General features: G+C 71.0%; 12 protein-coding genes. 7 read left to right on the forward strand and 5 right to left on the reverse strand.

Annotation, left to right across the window (positions count from 1 at the left end; all coding sequences use genetic code 11):
• Positions 1 to 85: 85 nt before the first annotated feature.
• Complete coding sequence (locus ABD091_RS17470) at positions 86 to 2,860, reverse strand: hypothetical protein (RefSeq protein WP_343920813.1); 2,775 nt, start codon at positions 2,858 to 2,860, stop codon at positions 86 to 88.
• A 23-nt stretch (positions 2,861 to 2,883) separates the two neighbouring features.
• Here ABD091_RS17470 and ABD091_RS17475 point away from each other — a divergent pair, with 23 nt between their 5' ends.
• Together ABD091_RS17475 and ABD091_RS17480 are read left to right on the forward strand one after the other, a co-directional pair.
• Positions 2,884 to 3,303 carry a hypothetical protein gene (locus ABD091_RS17475; RefSeq protein WP_343920815.1) on the forward strand — a complete coding sequence of 140 codons (420 nt, stop codon included), beginning with the start codon at positions 2,884 to 2,886 and terminating at the stop codon, positions 3,301 to 3,303.
• Positions 3,304 to 4,003: 700 nt separating this feature from the next.
• Complete coding sequence (locus ABD091_RS17480) at positions 4,004 to 4,594, forward strand: hypothetical protein (protein WP_343920817.1); 591 nt, start codon at positions 4,004 to 4,006, stop codon at positions 4,592 to 4,594.
• Positions 4,595 to 4,599: 5 nt separating this feature from the next.
• Here ABD091_RS17480 and ABD091_RS17485 read toward each other — a convergent pair whose 3' ends face one another.
• Entirely contained in the window at positions 4,600 to 5,967 is a 1,368-nt protein-coding gene (locus ABD091_RS17485; RefSeq protein WP_343920819.1) for a phage integrase central domain-containing protein, read from the reverse strand.
• 520 nt (positions 5,968 to 6,487) lie between these two features.
• Here ABD091_RS17485 and ABD091_RS17490 point away from each other — a divergent pair.
• The 3 genes from ABD091_RS17490 (at position 6,488) to ABD091_RS17500 (ending at position 9,590) form a co-directional block, all read left to right on the forward strand.
• Entirely contained in the window at positions 6,488 to 7,969 is a 1,482-nt protein-coding gene (locus ABD091_RS17490; RefSeq protein ID WP_343920821.1) for an LCP family protein, read from the forward strand.
• A 32-nt stretch (positions 7,970 to 8,001) separates the two neighbouring features.
• Positions 8,002 to 8,709, forward strand: a complete 708-nt coding sequence (locus tag ABD091_RS17495; RefSeq protein WP_343920823.1) for a flavodoxin family protein — start codon at positions 8,002 to 8,004, stop codon at positions 8,707 to 8,709.
• Between the two features lie 62 nt (positions 8,710 to 8,771).
• Positions 8,772 to 9,590, forward strand: coding sequence for a phosphatase PAP2 family protein (locus ABD091_RS17500; RefSeq protein WP_343920825.1), 819 nt, complete (start codon positions 8,772 to 8,774; stop codon positions 9,588 to 9,590).
• Here ABD091_RS17500 and ABD091_RS17505 read toward each other — a convergent pair.
• The 3 genes from ABD091_RS17505 to ABD091_RS17515 all read right to left on the reverse strand — a co-directional run bounded on the left by ABD091_RS17505 (position 9,527) and on the right by ABD091_RS17515 (position 14,366).
• Complete coding sequence (locus ABD091_RS17505) at positions 9,527 to 11,614, reverse strand: acyltransferase family protein (protein WP_343920970.1); 2,088 nt, start codon at positions 11,612 to 11,614, stop codon at positions 9,527 to 9,529. The two genes, ABD091_RS17500 and ABD091_RS17505, sit on opposite strands and share 64 nt — an antisense overlap.
• 187 nt (positions 11,615 to 11,801) lie before the next feature.
• Positions 11,802 to 12,971 carry a WD40 repeat domain-containing protein gene (locus ABD091_RS17510; protein ID WP_343920827.1) on the reverse strand — a complete coding sequence of 390 codons (1,170 nt, stop codon included), beginning with the start codon at positions 12,969 to 12,971 and terminating at the stop codon, positions 11,802 to 11,804.
• A gap of 3 nt (positions 12,972 to 12,974) precedes the next feature.
• Entirely contained in the window at positions 12,975 to 14,366 is a 1,392-nt protein-coding gene (locus ABD091_RS17515; RefSeq protein ID WP_343920829.1) for a serine/threonine-protein kinase, read from the reverse strand.
• Positions 14,367 to 14,432: 66 nt separating this feature from the next.
• On the opposite strand from ABD091_RS17515, the gene tyrS reads away from it, so the two are divergent.
• Both tyrS and ABD091_RS17525 read left to right on the forward strand, forming a co-directional pair.
• Positions 14,433 to 15,704 (forward strand): tyrosine--tRNA ligase, encoded by a 1,272-nt coding sequence (gene tyrS, locus ABD091_RS17520; protein WP_343920831.1) that lies wholly within the window; start codon positions 14,433 to 14,435, stop codon positions 15,702 to 15,704.
• Positions 15,701 to 16,726 carry an alpha-hydroxy acid oxidase gene (locus tag ABD091_RS17525; RefSeq protein ID WP_343920833.1) on the forward strand — a complete coding sequence of 342 codons (1,026 nt, stop codon included), beginning with the start codon at positions 15,701 to 15,703 and terminating at the stop codon, positions 16,724 to 16,726. The genes tyrS and ABD091_RS17525 overlap by 4 nt, the downstream gene beginning before the upstream one ends.
• Positions 16,727 to 17,123 lie beyond the last annotated feature (397 nt).

Below are 17,123 nucleotides of genomic sequence, written 5' to 3' on the forward strand. Positions count from 1 at the left end.
CGCGGACGAGTGGGTCCGTCCAGGCGCGTGGAGCTGTGTAGCCCGACCGAGAGCCCGCTTCCGCCGGCGCGGGCCTGGGCGATCCTCATTCGAGGAACCGGTCGTAGGCGGGTGGCCAGCGCACTCCCGCGCGATCACGTCGGCAGGCCCTGCAGATCCCGCCGACCGCTTCCATAAGACGCGAGCTGTAGATCCTTCGGCTGCCGCACCACGAGCAGGGCAGGAGGGTGGCGGTCCTGCCGTCGAGGTACCAGTCGTCCCTGGTTCGCGGCGTCTTCAGGAGCAGTGGCTGGGAGATGTGGAATCCGGTGCGGCGCCGGCGTCCCGTGGCATAAAGGGTGCTGGTGCCAGGGGCGCTGCGGTAGAGCCAGGAACTGGTGGTGCGGGTCCCTTCCAGGTGCAACGTCCGGATGCGCCGCATGAGAGCGAGTGGCCATCCCTTGTCGTCGGCGAGCTTCCCGAGAGCCTCCTCATCCAGCGGAGGCAGCGTCATGGGTTCGGTGGGCGTGGTGAGGTCGAGCTCCACGAGGGGGCGGAGTGGGTGGCAGCACTGCATCGTCATCGTCAGCAGTCGTGGGTCGGAGATGCCCAGCACCCTCAGTGCCTGTCGGCCGCCCAGGGCGCGGCGCAAGTCGGGGAGGTCCGAGCGACTGGTCCCCGCCTGGCTGCGCAGCGGGACCCCGTCGTTGAGCCTCTCGAGAATCTCGCGAACCTTTGCGCTGGTCTCCTTCTGGTAGCGGGTGGGGTAGGTGCCCCGCACTTGAGCTTGCCGCGTCCCCACCCCCGGGTCGTGGATCGTCAGGGTGCAGGCGAAGGACGGCGTCGGGTCCGACGGGTCATCGGGGCTGGTGGGAGCACCCCTGCGGTAGATGCGGAAGTCCGAGGTGGCGGCGTGCAACGGGATGCGCATCTGGCGGTCGTTCTCGTTGGCTGCGGCACCAGCCAGCAGGAGGAGATCGGCGACCGGGAGGCCGGGGTGCCGGGGTTGGCCCTGAAGTGTCTCGAGCTGACGTTGGCGTTCTCGGAGTTGCGCTTCGTCGGTGAGCAGTGACTGCCTCTCGCTGTTGTACTTCTCCCTGAGGTCGTGGATGTAGCCGTCGTCGGTGGCAGCTGGGGGCGGAAGGGTTGTCCCCGAGGTGGTAGAGCGCTCGACTGAGTCCGCGATCTGGAGACCGTCGGGACGGGTCGCGGTGCTGTCGAGCTGGTGTTGTTGGCCGGGATCGAGCTCTCGGAATCGGCGTTGTTGGGCCAGGCGGCGCTGTCGCAGTGACTGGCGTTCGACTTCGACCTCGGCGGAGAGAAGGGCGAGCTCATCAGGCTCGTCGTCGGGCGGTGGTGTCAGAGACGCGCCGCTGCGGCCGAGGGCATCGAAGAGCGCGGAGAAGTAGACCGCCTGCGGCAGCGGCGGGACGGGGCGACTGTGGGCGCCGAGGTGTGCGGAGCTATCGGGGGTGAGCACCACGTAGATGATGGCGTTGTCGCTCCGGCGCCGTCGGCCCTGGAGGATGCCGGGCTCGATGTCGTCGACGAGAACCTCGGTGCTGGTGAGCAGGTAGGTGTCGGGGCGGTCGCGGATCTGAGGTGCAGGCCAGCGTTCTCGGAGTCGGCGGTAGTCGGCCGTGCTGATTGTCGCCGGGAGGTCGGAGATGAGCCACTCACTGCCGTCGCGACGCCGCGTCGTTCGACGCAGGTGGTAGTCGTCGAGGTGCCGGGTCATGATGAGGTTGAGCAGTTTGCGGGTGCCATGTGAAGAAGCTTGGAAGAGCGCGGTCGGCCCGTGGATTCTCCGGAGGCCTTGGTGGGAGAACCGGCGGCGTTCGAGCTCACGGCCGATCTTGTCCAGATCGGTCCATCCGGGTGTGTCGGCGGTGCGAAACAGCCACCGCAGGGTTTCGAGCATGTCGGGATAGGGGAGTTCCCGGCCGTTTTCCACCAACCGTGGGAGCGAGCCGCTGGCCTCGTGAGGGTGGGGGAATCCCTCGGCGCCGTCTGCGAACATGATGGGTCGACCGCGCAGACCGCGTTCGGTCACTTCATGTACCTGGCCGAAACCGGGGAGCACCGGACCGGCGCCGGGGTCACGTGCACGCCCGCCGACCATGGGTATCTCGGGTTCCAGTTCGCTCTCGATGGCGCCCATGACCCGCGACTTGAATCGGAGTGACTCGGCGCGCCCCTTGCGGCCAGCACGAAACAGGCGGTCCTCGGTGGTGTTGCTGAAGGGCTCAAGGAACAGGGCGTCGGGGTCCCAGTCGCGGGAGTCGTCGTTGCTGCACAACCATGACGCGATGCCGTACTCCTTCTCGATGCGCCGGAATGTGGTGACGATGTCCTTCATCGCCCAGGGGTCTCGGCCGATTCGAGACAGCTCAACTGCCATCGACAGGGCGGGCCGGAATCGAGTCAGGAACTCGGCACAGGCACGTGTGGCGGGCTGGTCGAAGTCATCGTCGAGCTGAGCGGCGGAACCGGTCATGAGCAGTAGGACCAGTGGCGTGCCGGTCATCTCCACGACGGTGGTTCGCAAGGTGAAGGGGTCCTGGTCGTCGTCCCGGTCGTGGTGGGTGACATTGGCGTGACGGTGGCAGGTCGCAAGGGCTTCAGGTGGAGGGAGAGCAGCGGTGATGTGGATGTCGAGCTTCGCGATACGACGGGCGATCGTCTTCGTTGACCTCGCGGCCGCGAGAACCGGGCCTACACCATTCTCCCCGGACTCGCGGAGCATGGCGGCCACGCGGCGGCCCGGCAGCAGGTCGAGGAGGGCACCGGGAACGCGGTTGCCGAAGTCGAGGTCCCCGTCGGTGGTGCTCGGGGGCAACCGGATGGTGTCGTCGGGGAGCAGAGTCGTGGCCCTATCCATCACGACCGTCCTTTAGTTAGCCTGTGGCGAACTATACTCGCATCTTCGCGTGGGCTCAGGCGACCGGGAGGTGGGCCATGCGTCACGGTCGAGACCGCGGCTCGGAGGACGGTGGGGACCATGCGGGCCGTCTGCTGCTCGAGGTCGATCAGGGTGGCCGAGTTGTCTACTGGCACCGCGGCCGGCGCGAAGACTGGGCGCACGGAGAATCGCTGGCGGTGTGCTGCGCGCGACTGGCGGTCGAGGAGGTCGTCCTGCCCGCCACAGCAGTCTGGCCGCGCGCCGTCGTGGACCTGGTGGTCGGGCTCACTCATGTTCCCCTGCCATCCACGGTGAAGGCCGTGGCGGTCGCCGATCGGCGTTGGGATCTCCGGGACCCGGTGCGGGCGGCGGCCTGGGGCTTTGTGGTCGCCGCCGTGGTCGCGCGACGACAGGCGCAGTAGACCAGGAGGATCGGAGTGCCGGGCGACTCCCCGCCCGCGAGGACGGCGTCAAGCGCTTCGGTGAAGGCTACGGTGCGGCCGTCGCCGGTGCGCACGGCGAGCTCGGCGGGACATTCGCACGCATGCTGATCGTCAGTCCCGTCGGCGGCGTCCGGGCGTGGGCCTTCGGACCGGTCGGTAGGTCGGGCACGACCGCCACTGCTCAGGCGACGACTGCGGGCCATCGGATTCCCCATCGGCAGTCGGGTGCGCCATCCCGGGGGGCAGTGGTCCCTCGCACGACGTGGGCATTGCGCCGTGGCGCCTCGCCCGGCGGCCGCTGGCCGCCGGCTGGGCCCGAAGGTGCTCGGCCCCTCCACGCCCTCGCGCACTGACCGGCCTCCGGAGCTCGCTGAGGCGCAGCTCGTTTGTCGCGCGCGGGACACCCGGGTCCCAGGGGATCTCTCTGCGTTGGCATCTCTTTGCGATCGGAATCGTGTGGGGAGTCGTGCGCCGTCCCTAGCGTCCGTCGCGGCCGATCCACGTCGAGGGCAGCAGTAGCCCCCGGTTGGTTCCGGATCGGTCGCGGAAGCGCCCAACGGTGGGAGACGTGAGAGCGGTGACGGCAGGACCGATGCAGCGGCCCAGGCGGCTGCCGTCGACTCTCGGTGCCGCCGCTCTGCTGAAGGCAGCGGACCTTAAGGCCACACAGGAGCACCGAATGCTGCTCCAGGAGGCCCTGCAGGAGGTGTACGGCGGCTGGTGGTGCGACCCGCAGGGGTTTGCAGCAGCGGGCGCACGTCCGCCACGACCGAGTGAGGGACGGCAGGGTCTGTATCCGGGGGTGCCGATCACCGAGCCCACCTGGGGTGAGGACCAAGACGCGCACTTCCGCTGGGTGTTGATGTTTGAGAGCTCCCTGTACAAGCTCCGCGCCGTGTCTGTGACTGACATTGCGAGACAGTCGCAGCAGAGCCCGGCCACGCTTCGGAGAGTGCTCTCGGGCGTCGCCTACGGCAAGGGGGAGACCCGGGTGAGGGCGACCACTGCACTGTGGCAGCGGTTGCTGATGGAAGACGGTCTCAGTGTTCAGTGGCTGCTGGTGTGGATTTCTCAGGGAGGCAACTGGCTGCCCGACGGGCCGCTGGTTCCCTCGCTGCACCTTGACCCCCGGGGCTTCGTGTGCGTCCAGCACAACTGCTCGCACCAAGACGTCTTCCGACCACCGGTGGCCGCAGCAGACACCGGGCTTCGGAAGGCCGCCGCCAGCGGACGGGTGTCCGGCCCCGGGGAGGGCGCGGTCCGCGGCTGAGGTGCTCACGCGAGCCGTCCCGAGAGCGACGTACCCGCCTGTTTCGCCACCGCGCGTCGGTAGGTCTCCTCGCTGGCACCGTAGTAGCGGGAGTGCACGAACGCCTCGTCTGCCCAGCCTCCGTTCAGGCACAGTTCCGCGCCGGTCCAGCCCCACATGTCACGGGCCGTGCAGGCGTAGTGGTGGCGGAGCGAATGGAGAGGGTGCCGCCAGTCGTGGCGCTCGGCCTGGGTCGTCACCCAGCGACCCGCGACCTTGCGACGCACCGGACCGCGCCAGCTCAGTCGCTCCCACCCCGCGGCAGTGGCCGCCGGGTTGAAGCATCGAGCGCGGAAGTTGCTACGGGTCCACCACCGACCCCGTGGTGTGACCAAGAGCGCGCCTGCCGGGTTGTGGCCCCCCACCCGTTCCTGCGCCGCAACCTCGGCACGCTCCAGGAGCCAGCTACGCAGCGGGAACCCCAACGGGGTTTCCTCGCAGACCGCGACCAGCCGGCCGTATCCGTTCTTCGGCGGGGCCAGACGTTTCGACTGGCCGACCGGCTCGATTAGCTGCCAGCGCACGGCGATCAGACCGGTGGGGAGGTCGTCGAGGACATCTCGGTCCGCGCAACCCAGTGCCTCTCCGATCCGGACGCCGGTGTAGGCGAGGAAGTTGACGACGCCCTCCCACGAGCGCGGCTCCATGCACGGCGGAGTGGAAGCCGCGAGTTGTTCGACCTGCGCTGTGCTCGGCACCTCGTCGGGCCTGAGCAGGACGCTTGCGTCGGGAAGCCGCGCGGGCGGTTCTCGACGACGAGGTCGGACGTCTGGGCGCAGCGGGACGGTGACCCGGTGTAGGTCCCGTTGGTCGGATCGTAGGAAGCCATCGGCGACTCCGAGGGTGAGGACGGCCGAGAGCGTACGGCGGACCTTGGACACCATGTAGTTGGTGGGGCAGCGGTCGAGGACGGCGAAGGCATGCTCGGCGCTCCACTCGGCCAGAGGGGTGCTGGCCAGGACCGGGCACAGGTAGTGGTTGACCAGGTGCCGGGTCTGGTCGGTGTAGCTCTGGCTCCATCGCGGGGAGCGGTCGGGGTGGCTTTGGTTCTTGGGTCGGCGGTCATCGAGGTAGTACCTGAGCAGCTCGGCGCCGTGACGCGCGCGGGCGCCTGCCGGGCTGTGGGCGGCCAGGTGCCTGTCCAGCTCGAGGAGCGCGCGCTCGGCGCTGGCCCGGGTCGTGCCGCCGGTGGTCTGCCGGATGCGGTGGCCGGCGCCGTCGACGATGCTGAGCCGCCAGTAGCGGGTTCCTGCGGCTGGTGGGGTGGCGCGGACCCGGCCTGAAGGACTGACGAGCAGCAGTCCAGCAGGATCAGCGCTCGGTTGGCGGCCCATGGCGCACCCCCTCGGGGTTCGAGGCCGTTGCCGGAGCGATGGTCTGCCGGGTGCCGTAGACCCAGGCGCGGACCTCGTCTGCCGCCCAGAGGCGCCCCCGGCCGCGAGCCAGGGTCAGGGCCTTGGGGAACCCCGGGACCGCGGCCGTCGCGAACGCTGTCGTCCTGCCGCAGTGCAGAAAGGTCGCGAGGTGCCTGACCGTCCAGAGCTCGTCGTGCAGGTCCGGCTTGGGCGGTTCGCGGTGCGGACGTCGGGTTGCGCACACCCCACGACGGTGCCGGCCGTGATGGTCCCTGGTCACCATTGCAGTCGAAATCGACTCGCAATGGACACGGCGCGACGCCGGGCTTGGGGGAATCGAGGTGTGATTCGGAGGCGGTGGCCGCACACTCTCGAGGTGGAACCGCGGGCCGACCCATGACTCATAATCCTTGGGTCGTGGGTTCGAGCCCCACCCGCCCCACGAACACCTCAGCGCCACCTCCCGCCGCGCCGTGGACGCAGGAGATACCTTGCGCCTGTGGTCGAGTCCCCGGACGGTGAGGTCCGGGTGGGTGTGCTGCGCCCGCCCGGTCGCCGGCGTGCCCTGCGCCGCCCGTGGCGGCGGGCCGCCGGCCTCCCGGGCACCGTGGGGGTGACCCTGCTCGGCGCGGTGCTGCCGGGGAGCGGCTTCCTTTGGACCGGCCGGCGACTGCTCGGTGTCCTGGTCCTCGTGCCCGCGCTGGCAGTCGCAGGCTTCAGCGCCTGGTACGCCGGGCGCGACCTGCGTGCCGCGCTCGACCTGGTGCTCGACCCGGCCCGGCTGAAGGTCGCGGTGTGGGTGATCGTCGTCGCGCTCTCCGCCTGGGCCGTCACCGTCTACCTCACCTACCGCCAGGTGCGGCCGGTGGACCGGCCGCGCTGGACCACGTGGGTCGGCCACCTCTTCGTGCTCGCCCTGGTGGTCGTCGTCGGTACGCCGTTCGTCGTGGCGGCCCAGTACGCGCGCGTCCAGGCCGACCTCGTCGAGACGGTCTTCACCGACAACGAGACCTCGACCGTGCCCACCGACGTGACAGAGAAGGACCCGTGGGGTGGCCGTGACCGCGTCAACGTCCTCCTCCTCGGAGGCGACGGGGGAGCGGGCCGGGAGGGTGTCCGGACGGACACGTTGATCCTGGCTAGCATCGACACCGCGACGGGCAAGACGGTGATGTTCAGCCTGCCGCGCAACATGATGTACGCCCAGTTCCCAGAGGACAGCCCGCTCCACGACCTCTACCCGACCGGGTTCACCGGCTACGGCGACCCGGCCTCCTACATGCTGAACGCGGTCTACCGCGAGATCCCGCTGCTCCACCCGGGCGTCCTGGGCCGGAGCACCAACGAGGGCGCCGACGCGGTCAAGCTGGCGGTCGGCGGGAGCCTCGGCATCGACGTCGACTACTACCTGCTGGTCAACCTCGCGGGCTTCCAGGAGGTGGTCGACGCGATCGGCGGCATCACGGTCAACGTCAACACCCGCGTGGCGATCAACGGCAACACCGACGCCGGGATCCCGCCCACCGGCTGGATCGAGCCCGGCCCGGACCAGCACCTCGACGGCTTCCACGCCCTCTGGTTCGCCCGCGGGCGCTACGGCTCCGACGACTACGAGCGGATGGACCGTCAGCGGTGCGCCGTCGCCGCGATCATCGACGCGGCCGACCCGCTGACGCTGGTCCGCCGCTACACCGAGCTCGCGGCCGCCGGCAAGGAGGTCGTCTACTCCGACGTCCCCCAACGCCTGCTCCCCGCCTTCGCGGAGCTGGCGCTGAGGATGAAGGACGCCAAGGTGCGCTCGGTCGTCTTCAAGACGAGCGAGCAGTTCTTCTCGGGCGACCCCGACTACGACTACCTCCGCGACACCGTCGCCACGGCCCTCGACCCCGTACGGCGACCGGGCCGGCGCGGCGACCCGTCCAGGCCGCGGAGCACGAAGGACTCCTGCGCCTACGACCCGGTGGTCCCGACCGTCTCGTGACATGTCGGCCCCCGCGGAGGATCGTGGGGTCCATGGACCTCGACTTCTCCGACCTGCGGGCGACCTACCTCAACTGCACCCTGAAGCGCTCGCCCGAGCAGAGCCACACGGCCGGCCTGGTCGAGGTGAGCGCCTCGATCATGCGCAAGCACGGCGTGGCGGTGGAGGTGATCCGACCCGTCGACCTCGACCTCGCCACCGGGGTCTACACCGACATGACCGAGCACGGCTGGGCCAGCGACGACTGGCCGGGCGTGCACGAGAAGGTGATGGCCAGCGACATCCTCGTCGTCGCCGGCCCGATCTGGCTGGGCGACAACTCCAGCGTCACCAAGCAGGTCATCGAGCGGCTCTACGGCGCCTCCGGCGACGTCAACGAGGAGGGGCAGTACGCCTACTACGGACGCGTCGGGGGCTGCCTGATCACCGGCAACGAGGACGGCATCAAGCACTGTGCGATGAACGTCCTCTACTCCCTCCAGCACATCGGCTACACGATCCCGCCCCAGGCCGACGCCGGGTGGATCGGTGAGGCCGGCCCCGGTCCCTCCTACCTCGACGAAGGCAGCGGCGGGCCCGAGAACGACTTCACCAACCGCAACACCACCTTCATGACGTGGAACCTCATGCACCTCGCCCGCATGCTCAAGGGGGCCGGGGGAGTCCCTGCCCACGGCAACCAGCGACGCGAGTGGGACGCGGGGGCACGCTTCGACTTCGAGAACCCCGAGTACCGCTGACCGCGGGCCACGGGATGGGTCGTGACGTCGGGCGCAGACTGGTCGCAGCAGCCGGCTGCGCCGTGGGGTTCGCCGTCATCTACTGGTGGTCCGTCCGCACCGTCCTCGGCCGCGAGTTCGGGGACGCGGCCCTGCGCGGGGCCATCGAGACCCGGGGAGCGTTCGGCACCACCGTCGACACGATCCTCGACGTGGTGTCCGTGGCGTCCCTCGCCGCCGCGACGGCAGCAGTGGCGACGATCGCGTTGGTCCGGCTCGCGAGGGTGCCCGGGCTGGTCGCCCTCGGCGTGCTGGTGGCGTCCAACGTGTCCACCTGGTTGCTCAAGAACCACCTGCTTCCACGCCCCGACCTCGGCCTCGACGAGTACGCGCCCGCGACCCTCAACAGCCTGCCGAGCGGCCACAGCACCGCGGTCTTCTCCGCCGTGGTCGCCGTCCTGGTCGTCCTCCCGCCCCGGCTCCGCGTCCCAGCGGCCCTGCTCGGCGGTGTCGTGGCCCTGGTGACCGCGGTCGCGACGATGGTGGCCGGCTGGCACCGGGCCGCCGACTCGATGGCGGCCTTCCTCCTCGTCGGGGTCTGGGCGGCCCTGGGCCTGGCCGTGACGGTCGCTCTCGGTGAAGAGCCGGAGGGCCCACCGCCCCGCCTGCAGTGGTTCCTCGCCGCGAGCCTGGGTGCCGTGGCGCTGGGGACCGCCCTGGTCCTCCTCCTGGACGCGCTGCCCGCCCTGCGCGGCTCGGTGCTCGGCGAGCTCGGCGCCTTCGTCGCCGGCACGGCACTGGTCGCCGCGGTCGACGTCGCCGTGCTGCTCGTGGTGCTCTACCTGCTGGCCGAGCCCCGACGGTCCAGGCCCAGCCGCTTGCCGAGCGCTCCCGCGAGGTGACGCGAGTAGACCGTCGTGAGGTGGCCGGTGTCGCGCTGCACGACCATGTCGCCGACCACGGCGGGGCACTGGCCGTCGGCGCACACCCACTGCTCGGTGCGCACCACGTCGACCCCCGCCCGGCGGGCGACGTCGATGCTGGTGGCGGAGGCGGCGGCCCGCCGGGCCGTCGGCTCCTCGAGGCACGCCGCCAACGTCGCGTCGCGTCGGGAGAGGCACTCGGCGGGACGGGTGGTCCGGCTGGGCACGTCGACCAGCAGCGTCGTACGCCGGGTCAGCGGCGCCAGGTCGGCGAAGAGGTCCCGAAACCCGCGGCGCACCTCGTCGTCGATCGTCGGCTGGTCGGAGACCACCGCGCCGTCCACCCAGAGCCGCGAGGCCGCCGTGGTCGAGACCACCACGAGATCGGGATCGAGCTGCTCGAGCTGGTCCATCGCCCAGGCGTTGAAGTCCGCACACTCCTCGAAGGGCCCGTCCTCACCCTTCAGCACTCCCTCGACGCGCACCGGGGTGCACTGTGACTTGACCAGGTAGTACGCCGCCCAGCCGGCCTCCCGGGTGACCTCCTCCATCGCCGGGATCCAGTGGCGCCCGTGGGAGTCGCCGAGCACCACGACGGTCTTCTCGCCGGTGGCGTCGCCACGGCGGCAGAGGCGCCACGGCGGGTCGAGGTTGTCGCACCGGCCGAGGTCCGCGGTGTCCCCCTTGAGGTCCCGCAGCCCGGGCCGCAGGTCGCCGGGAACCGGGGCGCCCTGTCGTGCCTGCTTCACCGAGGCCTCGACGAGCGCCACCACGGGGTCGTCGGAGAGGTCCCGCCCGCGCGGTCCGGTCTCGACGTCGTCCACCTCGATCGCGGGCGCCGACGTCTCGACACCCCGGTCCACGGCCACCACCGCCAGCAGGCAGCTGCCCACGGCGATGCCCAGGGCGGCGGGGTAGAGCGCGAGGCCCTGTCCCCGCCGTCGGGAGCGGCGGTGGCGGAACGGCGTCTCGACGTAGCGGTAGGACGCCCAGGTCATGAGGGCCGTGACCCCGAGCACGACCACGACGTCCAGCGGTCGCAGGTCGCGCTGCAGGCGTTGCTCGGCCACGACGATCACGGGCCAGTGCCACAGGTAGAGCGAGTACGACGCGTCGCCGATCGTCCGCAGCGGCCGGACTCCGAGCGCCCGCGAGACCCGGGTGGGGCCTGTCTCGCCGCTCCCGGCGACCAGGACCGCACCGGTACCGAGGACGGGCATCAGGGCCAGCCATCCCGGATAGGGGTCGGACGAGGAGACCGTGAACAGGGCGACTCCGACGAGTGCCAGCCCACCGAGGGCCACGCCGTTGCGAGCGGCAGGACCGAGCCGGGAGACCAGGCGGGGTGCGGCGATGGCCAGCAACGCACCGACACCGAACTCCCACGAACGGGTGAACGTCGAGAAGTAGGCCGTCTGCGGGCTGACCTGCGAGGCGTGCACCGACCACGCGAAGCTCGCGGCCGTGACGACCGCGAGCACCGTCGCCATGGCCGTGACCGGGCGCGCGCCACGACGGGTGCGGCGGGCGAGCAGCACGGTCACCAGCAGCAGCGCCGGCAGGACCAGGTAGAACTGCTCCTCCACCGACAGCGACCAGAAGTGCTGCAGCGGCGACGCGAGGTCGTCCTGGGCGAAGTAGTCGGTCTCGTCGATGGCGAAGCGCACGTTGGCGACGAACAGCGATGCCCACACCCCGTCCACCGCTGCGTCACGGGCGTCGAGCGGGTTGATCCAGAGGTAGGAGGCCACGACCGTGCCCACGATCGCCACGGTGGCCGCCGGCAGGATGCGCCGGGCCCGGCGTACGTAGAAGGCCACGAGGTCGATGCGGCCGCTGCGCTCCACCTCCCGGAGCAGCAGGAGGGTGATGAGGAAGCCCGAGAGCACGAAGAACACGTCGAGGGTGACGAATCCGCCGCGGTAGGGGCTCAGGCCCAAGTGGTAGACGAGGATGCCGAGGACGGCGAGGGCACGCAGGCCCTGGATGTCGGCGCGGAACAGGGGGGATCACTCCTGGGCGGGGTCGGGGGTCCCGTCAGGCTAGGCACCGACCGGCCGCCCGCACATGCGTGCTGCTCCCCATCCTGGGCACCTGCCAGGACGACGACCCGGAGGTGCTGCGGGCGGCAGCGTAGGTCTGCCAGGGCGTCGACCGCGCTGCCGTCGGGCAGGCGCCGGTCGGCGGGGCTCATCGCTTCTTCGGTCGGCGTGTGACGTAGAGCCCGAACAGGAAGAACATGAAGATCGCGCAGGCCGCGAGCCGGCTGGTGTAGCTCCAGGGCCAGACCTGGCTGTCCCACTCATAGCTCCCGACCGGGAGCAGGTCGGTGGCGATCGAGAGTGTCGAGACGTCGACCCAGTTGTCACCCGGCGAGGGCAGCCGCGTGAGGTCCTGGGTCGACCCCTGCCCGAGGGGGACGTCGAGCACCCGCTCGATGTTGCCGGTCTCGAGCAGGTAGGAGTCGATGGCGACCGTGTCGGCGCCGGAGAAGCCGAAGAGGTGGAGGAGGGCCACCCCGGTGGTGTCCACCCGCCGCTCGGGACCGAACGCCCCGTCGTCGCGCAGGTCGGACACGAAGAGCCGGAAGGTGCCGTCGACGTCGTGGAGGTCGACCAGCCGGTCGCCCTGCGGTGCCCACGCGAGCTGGGAGCCGGGCGGGATCGACGTCGGACTGGTCTCGCTGGTCCCGTCCACACCGAGCACGAGGTGTCCCGTGCTCGTGACGAGGTCGAGGCTGGTGCCGTCCGGACGCCAGGCGGCCCCCCGCACCGACTCGGCGTCGGCCTCGGCCTCGGCCACCACCTCGCCGCGGGCGAGGTCGACGACCTTCGCGCCGGCGGCGTGGACCACGAGGTGCTCCGCGTCGTCGGCGAACGGCCCGACCGCGTCGACCGGACCCACGTCGGGTCGGTCCACGTCGCCGGTGGCGGTGTCGTAGACGGTCAGGCCGTCGGGCCCGGACCACGCGATCAGACCCCCGTCGGGGCTCACCTGCACGACGCCGGGCCCTGCCTCCGGGAGACCCGGCTCACTGAGGGCACGGTAGTCACCCGTCGTGGCCGACATGGTGATCCACGGATGGTCCACGGAGCCTCGGAGACCGTCGTCGACGTCCGTGCCGGCGTAGACGGCGGCGACCTGGCCCGGCGGCCCGTACTCGCCGGTCGTCGGCAGCGACGACGGCGCGTTCTCGATGACGCCGGGGAGGTAGCCCCGGCCCGTGGGCGGCGCGGCGTCCTGCTGCTGGCGGTGCCAGGCCGCCAGTCCGGCGGTGGCCCCGAGGTAGAGCACGACCGTGCCCACGACCGCGACCACCGCTGCCGGTACCAGCCCCCGCTTCTGGATCCGGATCCGCAACCCCTATGCCTCCTCGTTGATCAGGTACTCACCCTTGCGGAACACCAGTCCCAGCACGACGTCGCCCGAGGTCTCGGAGCCGTCGGTCTTCACGTAGTCGACCGTGTAGGCCACGGTCATCGACTCGGGATCGGCGCTCACGTCGACCAGCCGGGCGCTCTCGATCGTGTCCCAGAACCCGGAGTAGCCCTCGTAGCCGCCGCTGGCCGCCTGGAACGACTTGGTGAGCATCGGGAACGACTGCGACGGGTCTGCGGCGGCCGTCGTGAGGTAGTCGCTGATGAAGGTCTCCATCCCCGCGGCCGTCGGCTGCTCCTTCGGCGTGTTGCCGGTGCTCCCGCCGCCGTTGCCGTCGGACGACGAGGAACCGCCACCGCCGGCGGGTGTCGCGGAGGGGGAGTCGCCGCCGGTCACCAGGGCCCAGGCGACCCCGACCAGCGCCACCAGCAGCACGACCCCGGCGACGGCCAGCAGCAGCGGGGTCCGGGACCGGCGTGGCTCCGGCACCGCCTGCAGCGCTGCCGTGTGCTCGACCGCCGCTGTCGGATCCGGTCCTGGCACGGGTGTGGGCACCGGGGCGGGCGCAGGGACGGGGGTCGGCCGGGTCGCCGAGGGGCCGGCGGCGAGGTAGTCGCGCACCTGTGCCATGGACCAGCGAGCCGCAGGGTCGTGGGTCATGGTGGCCTCGAGCAGCGGCGCCAGCCAGCCGGCGTCCTCCAGCCGCGGTGGCTCCTCGTGGACGATCTGGTAGAGCGTGCCCATCAGGTTGTCCCCGACCTCGTACGGCGGCCGCCCGGCCAGCGCGTGGAAGAGGGAGGCGCCCAGCGACCACACGTCGCTGGCGTCGGTCGCGGGTCGGCCGGAGGCGACCTCCGGCGCGAGGTAGGCGGGGGAGCCGGTCACCAGACCGGTCTGGGTGAGGGTCACGTCGGCCTCGGCCTTGGCGATGCCGAAGTCGGAGAGCTTCACGTGGTCCTCGGCGTCGACGAGCATGTTCGACGGCTTGACGTCGCGATGCACGATCCCGACCGAGTGAGCGGCGGCCAGGGCGTCCGCGGCCTGCTGGAGCAGCAGGGTGGCCCGCTCCGGCGGCAGCACGCCCTCCTCCTTGACGAGTCCGGCGAGGGTCGTGCCCTCGACGTACTCCATCACCAGCCACTGGCCGTCCTCGTCGGTCACGAGGTCGAAGACGGCGACCGAGTGGGCGTGGCTCAGCCGGGCGGCGAGCCGCGCCTCCCGCTCGGCGCGCTCGAGGTCGGGCGAGGACCCACCCGGGGTCATCCCGACCTTCTTCACCGCGACGCGGCGGCCGAGCACCGTGTCCTCGGCGAGCCACACGGCACCCATGCCGCCGCGGCCCACTTCGCGCTCGAGCTCATACCTGCCTGCGATCACCCGGGCATGCTATCCACGCCGCGATGCGGCAGGCTTGGCCGCGACGACACGACGAAAGGCAGCCCGGTGTCCCTCGACCCCACCCTCCTCGACGACCTCGAGTGGCGAGGCCTCCTCGCGCACTCGACGGACCTCGACGCCCTTCGCGGCGCCCTGGCCGCGGGGAGCGTGAAGTACTACGTGGGGTTCGACCCGACGGCCCCGAGCCTCCACATGGGCCACCTCGTCCAGGTGCTGACGGCCCGGCGCCTGCAGCGCGCCGGGCACCGGCCCTACGCGCTCGTCGGTGGCGCGACCGGGATGATCGGAGACCCCAAGGACTCGGGGGAGCGCTCGCTCAACTCGCTCGACGTCGTGAAGGACTGGGTCCAGCGGGTGCGGAGCCAGATCGAGCCGTTCCTCGAGTTCGAGGGCCCGAACGCCGCGACGATGGTCAACAACTACGACTGGACCGCGAGCCTGTCGACCATCGACTTCCTGCGCGACGTCGGCAAGCACTTCCCCGTCAACCGGATGCTCGCGCGCGACGTCGTCGCGCGTCGCCTCGAGCAGGGCATCAGCTACACCGAGTTCAGCTACGTCCTGCTCCAGTCGTGGGACTTCCTCAACCTCCACCGCGACCACGGCGTGACGCTGCAGTTCGGCGGCAGCGACCAGTGGGGCAACCTGACCGCGGGGGTCGAGCTGATCCGCCGCAGCGACGGGGGTCGCGCCCACGCCTTCGCGACGCCGCTGCTGACGAAGTCCGACGGCACGAAGTACGGCAAGACCGAAGGGGGCGCGCTCTGGCTCGACCCCGAGATGCTCTCGCCCTACGCCTTCCACCAGTTCTGGCTCAACGTCGAGGACGAGAAGGTCGGGGAGCTGCTGCGGGTCTTCTCCTTCCTCGACCGGCAGGAGATCGAGGCGCTGGAGGCCGAGACCTCCGAGAAGCCGTGGCTGCGCGCGGGGCAGAAGCACCTCGCCGACGAGGTCACCACCCTCGTCCACGGGGCCGCCGAGACCGAGCAGGCCAAGGCCGCTGCCGCGGCCCTGTTCGGAGGCGGTGACCTCCACGACCTCAACACCGCGACCCTGGGAGCGGCACTGCGCGAGGCAGGCAGCGTCGAGGTCCACGGCGAGGTGCCGCCGGTCGTCGACCTCCTTGTCGAGACCGGGCTGGCCAAGAGCAAGGGGGAGGCGCGCCGCATCCTCGGAGAGGGCGGCGCCTACCTCAACAACGTGCGGATCGAGGACCCCGACCACGTCCCGGGCGCGTCCGACCTCCTCGGCGAGGGCTGGCTGGTGCTCCGGCGCGGCAAGAAGAACTTCGCCGGGATCCAGGTCCTGCCGCGATGACCTGGGTGACGGACCTCGCCGAGCAGTCGAGGTCCGTCATGCCCCGCCCGATGTGGGAGTACGTCGAGGCGGGCGCCGACGACGGCATCACCACGGCCGAGGCAGCGGCGGCCTGGCGCGACGTCAGGTTCGCGCCCCGGGTGCTGTCCGGCGGACCCGTGGACCTCACCACCGACCTGCTCGGCGACGTCCTGCGCACGCCGGTCGGCATCGCCCCGACCTCCCTGCAGCGCGTCGCCCACCCCGCGGGGGAGCCGGCGATGGCCGCGGGGGCCGCGGCTGTCGGGGCGCTCCACGTCGTCAGCTCCAACGCAGGCCACCGGTTCGCCGACATCGACGCCGGCTCGCCGTGGTGGCTGCAGGCCTATCTCCCGCCCGACCGCCACTCGGCGGCGCCCGTCCTGCGCGCCGCGGTCGCCGCCGGGGCCCGAGCCGTGGTGCTCACGGTCGACACCCCCGTGCCGGGTCCCAAGCGGCGACCGCCCGAGGAGGACTGGGCCGGAACCGACCTGTCGTGGTTCCGCTGCAACTTCGAGGAGCCGGGGGAGGTGCGCTGGGCCGACGACCTCGCGCCTGCCGACATCGGCTGGCTCCACGAGGTGACCGGCGTCCCCGTGGTGGTCAAGGGCGTGCTCCGCGCCGACGACGCACGCGCGTGCGTGGACGCCGGCGCCTCGGCCGTGTGGGTCTCCAACCACGGCGGGCGCCAGCTCGACCGTGCCACCACCACGCGTGCGGCCCTGCCGCGCGTCGCGGCCGCGGTCGGTGAGCAGGTGCCGGTGCTCGTCGACGGCGGCATCCGCTCGGGCCTCGACGTCCTGGCCGCCCTCTCGCTGGGCGCCGACGCGGCCCTGCTGGGCCGGCCGCCCCTGCACGCGCTGGCCCTCGGTGGCGCCGACGAGGTCGAGCGGTTGCTCTCCCGCCTGGCCGACGAGACGGCGCAGGCACTGCTGCTCGCAGGCTGTCGGACGCCGCGCGACGCGCGCGGGATCGCCGTCCCCAGTGGGCCGACAAGCCCCTGACCTGCGAAAACGTCGTTGTGGCCCAGGACACAACGACTCGATTTGGCATGTCCCCTGCTCTCGCCTAATGTTCTCCGAGTCGCCAGGGAGCGGCGGGCAGCAAGAACCTTCTGGTTCGGGCGGCCGGCCCCGGGTGGCCATCTCTCACGATCACCTCTGACCGGGTGTCTGGGTCACGCCACGAGGCGGGCTCGGAAAACTCCGGTGATGCGGCGTGCCGAGATGGGGCCGAAATCGCCAGGATTTGCACGGTGAAACGAAAGCCCATAACGTTGGAAACGCACCGAGCGAAAGCCGAGAGGCCAAGCGCGGACAGCGTCTGATGTTTGAGAACTCAACAGTGTGTTTGATAGTCGATGGAATTAGTTTGTGTGACCTGTCGGCGAGCCGTGGTTTT

It is taken from the genome of Nocardioides aestuarii, from assembly GCF_039527245.1.
Taxonomy (GTDB): Bacteria; Actinomycetota; Actinomycetes; order Propionibacteriales; family Nocardioidaceae; genus Nocardioides; species Nocardioides aestuarii.

Excerpts from the sequence above, each read along its gene's own strand:
- ABD091_RS17470 (WP_343920813.1), bottom strand. The coding sequence starts at position 2,860 with ATGGATAGGGCCACGACTCTGCTCCCCGACGACACCATCCGGTTGCCC.
- ABD091_RS17480 (WP_343920817.1), top strand. The coding sequence starts at position 4,004 with ATGCTGCTCCAGGAGGCCCTGCAGGAGGTGTACGGCGGCTGGTGGTGC.
- ABD091_RS17485 (WP_343920819.1), bottom strand. The coding sequence starts at position 5,967 with ATGGGCCGCCAACCGAGCGCTGATCCTGCTGGACTGCTGCTCGTCAGT.
- ABD091_RS17495 (WP_343920823.1), top strand. The coding sequence starts at position 8,002 with ATGGACCTCGACTTCTCCGACCTGCGGGCGACCTACCTCAACTGCACC.
- ABD091_RS17525 (WP_343920833.1), top strand. The coding sequence starts at position 15,701 with ATGACCTGGGTGACGGACCTCGCCGAGCAGTCGAGGTCCGTCATGCCC.